2 protein-coding genes are annotated in these 3890 nt (G+C 57.5%); both read left to right on the top strand.

Annotated features, from left to right (window positions below; genetic code table 11):
• Positions 1-61 precede the first annotated feature (61 nt).
• A complete protein-coding gene (locus IRZ24_RS17800) occupies positions 62-2053 on the top strand; it encodes a protein kinase (protein ID WP_297167238.1) in 1992 nt (663 codons plus the stop codon).
• 193 nt (positions 2054-2246) lie between these two features.
• A complete protein-coding gene (mptA, locus tag IRZ24_RS17795; RefSeq protein ID WP_297167235.1) occupies positions 2247-3758 on the top strand; it encodes a GTP cyclohydrolase MptA in 1512 nt (503 codons plus the stop codon).
• Positions 3759-3890: the final 132 nt, after the last annotated feature.

The raw sequence follows: 3890 nt of genomic DNA, 5'->3' as shown, positions 1-3890 counted from the left end.
CGGCCAGCTTGGAGGTAGCCATCATTTTACCGGAGCGAGGCAACGGATCAGGAGTCATAGGATGAAGGGGATCGAAGGACTCACGCTTGGGCGCTATGAACTACGCCGCCGCATCGCCCAAGGAGGCATGGCCGAAGTGTATGTGGCCTACGACCGCCGCGTCAAGCGGCAGGTCGCTATTAAGGTACTCTACGGACGCGATGAGTCATTTATCCGACGTTTTGAAAGAGAGGCGCTGGCGGTTGGCGCTCTATCCCACGATCACATTTTGCCGCTTTACGACTTTGGAGAGCAGAGTCCCTGGTATTATCTTGTTATGCCTTATGTTGAGGGGGGAACACTGCGCGATTATCTGCACCGGCGCAAGCGCCTGACTCTGGAAGAAGCGGCGAGCTTTCTTGACCAGATTGCCTCGGCGCTGCAGTATGCTCACGACCACGGTGTCCTCCATCGCGACGTTAAGCCGTCGAATATCTTGCTGCGACCCGACGGCTACGCTTATCTCGCTGATTTCGGCCTGGCCAAAGCGATCATGGGAGCAGAATCGCTTACTAGCGATGGCACCATTGTCGGCACACCGGAATACATGGCCCCGGAGCAGTCAAATGGCATCAGCGATTACCGTAGTGATATCTACTCGCTTGGGGTCGTGCTCTTCCAGATGCTCACTGGGCGCGTGCCGTTTACGGCTGAGTCGCCTGTGGCCATTTTCTTGCGCCATATTCAAACGCCGCCGCCCTCGCCACGCGAATTCAACAGTGAGATTCCGCCTGCCGTTGAAGAAGTGATCTTCAAAGCGTTGGCTAAAGACCCTAACGAGCGCTTTCAGGAGGCCCAGGAGTTGGCGACCGCTTATTGGCGAGCCTTGCAACAGGCGCGCGGTCGTGGCTCGCGTACGCGCTTTGCTTTGCCGACTCTCAAAGATCAGAGCGCGAGTGCAGCCACCCTGGCAAGCAACGACGATTCTACCCTGATTGCCCAAGACGGCCAGGCAGAAGCTACACCCAGTCCATCTCGTCTGGCAGAGCAAGAGACCTTTATTGTCCCCGATGAAGAGCGGGAAATGGTGCGACCTCCAGCGACCCCCCAACTCTTTCCTCTAACCGATTTGCCAGAGCAGCCCGATACAGCTAGCCAGGCGGCGGAAACTGCCAGTGGGAGCGCCTCTTTAGTCGCTCCGCCTCCTCAGGAGGCCGTTGCAAGCGAGAGCACTCTTCTGGCCGCGAGCGCCACAATTAAACGCTTGCCCAGTCGACGCTTTCGCTTGCTCTCACTCATTGCGGCCTGTCTGCTACTGGTCTTGCTGTTCGTCCCACTCATCAGCCTGTGGCGGGGTTCTCCCTCTGCCAGTAAAGGGACTGGCAGCGGCAACGCTGCGCTGAGTCCTCAGCAACTCCACGCCACCCAGACCGCGATCGCTCAGGCCAATGTGATGGCGACCCAGCTTGCTCGCTCGCGCGCTCAAGCCACCGCTGGTATCTCCTCTTCGGTCGGAGCGGGAAACCTGCTTTACCAGTATGACCTGCGCAGTCCCGGCGGCGGTTGGGCTAGCTCTGGTAGTCAGTGTTTCTTCTCAGCTCAGGGCTACCACGTCCAAACGCTGGGACCTCACGAGGCCGCCTGGTGCTTCTCGAGCCAGGAGCATATGACAGACGCCGTCATCAAGGTGCAAGCACGCCTGCTGCGTGGCGACTTCTGCGGCCTGGTCTTTCGCCTTGATCCAGCTACCCCCAGTTTTTATGTCTTCGAAATCAATAGCCAGGGCCAGTATCGTTTTGTGCGCGCCACCGGTACTAATCCCCAGGCCTGGCTGACGCTGATTGATTGGACCCATTCTAACGCCATCCAGACCGGCTACAACGTTCCCAATATGCTTATGGTTCTGGCTCATGGCTCCTCATTCCGCTTCTACATCAATAATCAGCTAGTCATCAATAGCTTTTCAGATTCGGCCTACAGCGAGGGCCTGATCGGGCTGCTAGTAGGAGGCGACAGCAATAACGGCAGTGAGGCGATCTTTAGTGACATCTGGGTTTTTGAATACCAGGGCTAGCCCGGCTGAGCGCTCTCCTTCGATCTCTGACCAGCTCTGCCGTTCCTGTCTCGTCTGGTCCCGCATAATGTGATGCCTCCATACGCTCCTTAGCCTGTCCGGGTGGAAGGAAAACCTTCCGCCCGGTGTTACAATACGATGAGGATGCTATCCGTCAATAATGGAAGGGGCTTCCAGGAGGATCACTTTTTTTATGAGCTTGGACCTGACTGCCTCAGCCGGGTATTCATCGAATGGCAAGTCTCCAGTTAAAATGCATACGGTCTATCTGGCGCTCGGCTCAAATATGGGGGACCGGCGCGCCAATCTGGCCGCGGCACTCCAACGCCTGCGGGAGGTTGTTGAGATCAGCAGAGTCTCCTCGGTTTACGAGACAGAACCGGTGGGGTACGCTGAGCAGCCCCGCTTTTTTAATATGGTCTGTGCCGGGCACACTATCCTCTCCGCTGAGCAGCTGCTGGCCTATGCCAAAGCCATCGAAACCGCCCTGGGACGCCGCCCAACCATCCGCAACGGGCCGCGACCAATAGATATCGATATCCTTCTCTATGACGATTTGCAGATACAGGAAGAACACCTAATGATCCCTCATCCAAGAATGACGGAGCGCGCCTTTGTGCTGGTACCGTTAGCAGAGATCGCTCCCCAGGCGATTGACCCCGTGAGTGGACGTAGCATTAGCGAATTGCGGGATACAGTGCCACAGGACGGCGTCAAGAAGCTGGCGGAAAACTTGCGTGTTCCTTTGGAACACGATATTCAGAACAGCAGACCGGCGGTGCATGTGCGCCTGGGCCGAGTGGGTGTAGCAGGCCTGCAAAAGCTCATCTTGATCGGTAGCGATGAGCGAGCCCAGTGGCTGCAGGTCATCTTTGATCTTTATGCCGACCTCGATCCCGTTAGGGCGGGCGTTCATATGTCACGCTTCAGCGAGGCCCTGGAGGAGGTGCTAGACGAGACAAGTTTGACAGCCTGGCCACGCGTCGAGCTTTTGGCCGAGCACCTGGCACGCCGTATTGTCGAGCGCCAGCAGGTGCTACGCGCTGAGGCTCATCTGCGCACTGCTTATCCACTGCAGAAATGGACCCCCATTTCGGGGCGCCCTACCCAGGAGGTCTATGGACTGCTGGCCCAGGCCGTGGCAACCCGCAAAGGCACACGCCGTTTGGTCGGAGTCGAGGTCGAGGGCATGGTTGCTTGCCCCTGTGCCCAGGATATGGTGCATTCCTTCGCTCGCGTCCGCTTGCGCGAAGAGGGATTCTCGGATGAAACCATTGAGAAAATGCTTGATGTCACACCGCTCGCAACGCATAATCAGCGCGGACGAGCGATACTGATGATTGGCACTCAGGAGCTGATCGACGCTCAAGAGCTGATTAGCATCGCGGAGAATGCTATGAGCTCGGAGAATTATGCCCTGCTGAAACGGCCAGATGAGCTGTATGTAGTCAATAAAGCCCACGCTAATCCGCGCTTCGTAGAGGATGTTGTACGCGAGATGCTGCGTGCAGTCATCGAGCGCTATGAGCACCTTCCTCCCGATACTTTTGTCTGGGCCAGCCAACGCAATGAAGAGACGATTCACAAGTATGATGTGGTGGCAGAGGGTTGGGGAACACTGGCAGAACTACGTGCTGAGATTCGTGAGCAAACCCCCCTGGCCCACCATACTACGCGGGAGGAGTGGCTTAAGAGCATCGAGTAGACATTTGCTGGCGAATTCCTCCACTCGCTGGTGGGTCCCGGCCAGCCCGGTTGACTCCGGGCTGGCCTCCCTGCCCACTCGCTCCCCCCAGACCCTGCCTTCTCGACCGAGAACTCCGGGCAGCTCCTGTCC

It is taken from the genome of Thermogemmatispora sp., assembly GCF_019683755.1.
GTDB lineage: Bacteria > Chloroflexota > Ktedonobacteria > Ktedonobacterales > Ktedonobacteraceae > Thermogemmatispora.
The sequence above is the reverse complement of the archived record's forward strand: the minus strand, read 5'-3'. Positions and strand labels throughout refer to the sequence as shown.

Excerpts from the sequence above, each read along its gene's own strand:
- IRZ24_RS17800 (WP_297167238.1), top strand. The coding sequence starts at position 62 with ATGAAGGGGATCGAAGGACTCACGCTTGGGCGCTATGAACTACGCCGC.
- mptA (WP_297167235.1), top strand. The coding sequence starts at position 2,247 with ATGAGCTTGGACCTGACTGCCTCAGCCGGGTATTCATCGAATGGCAAG.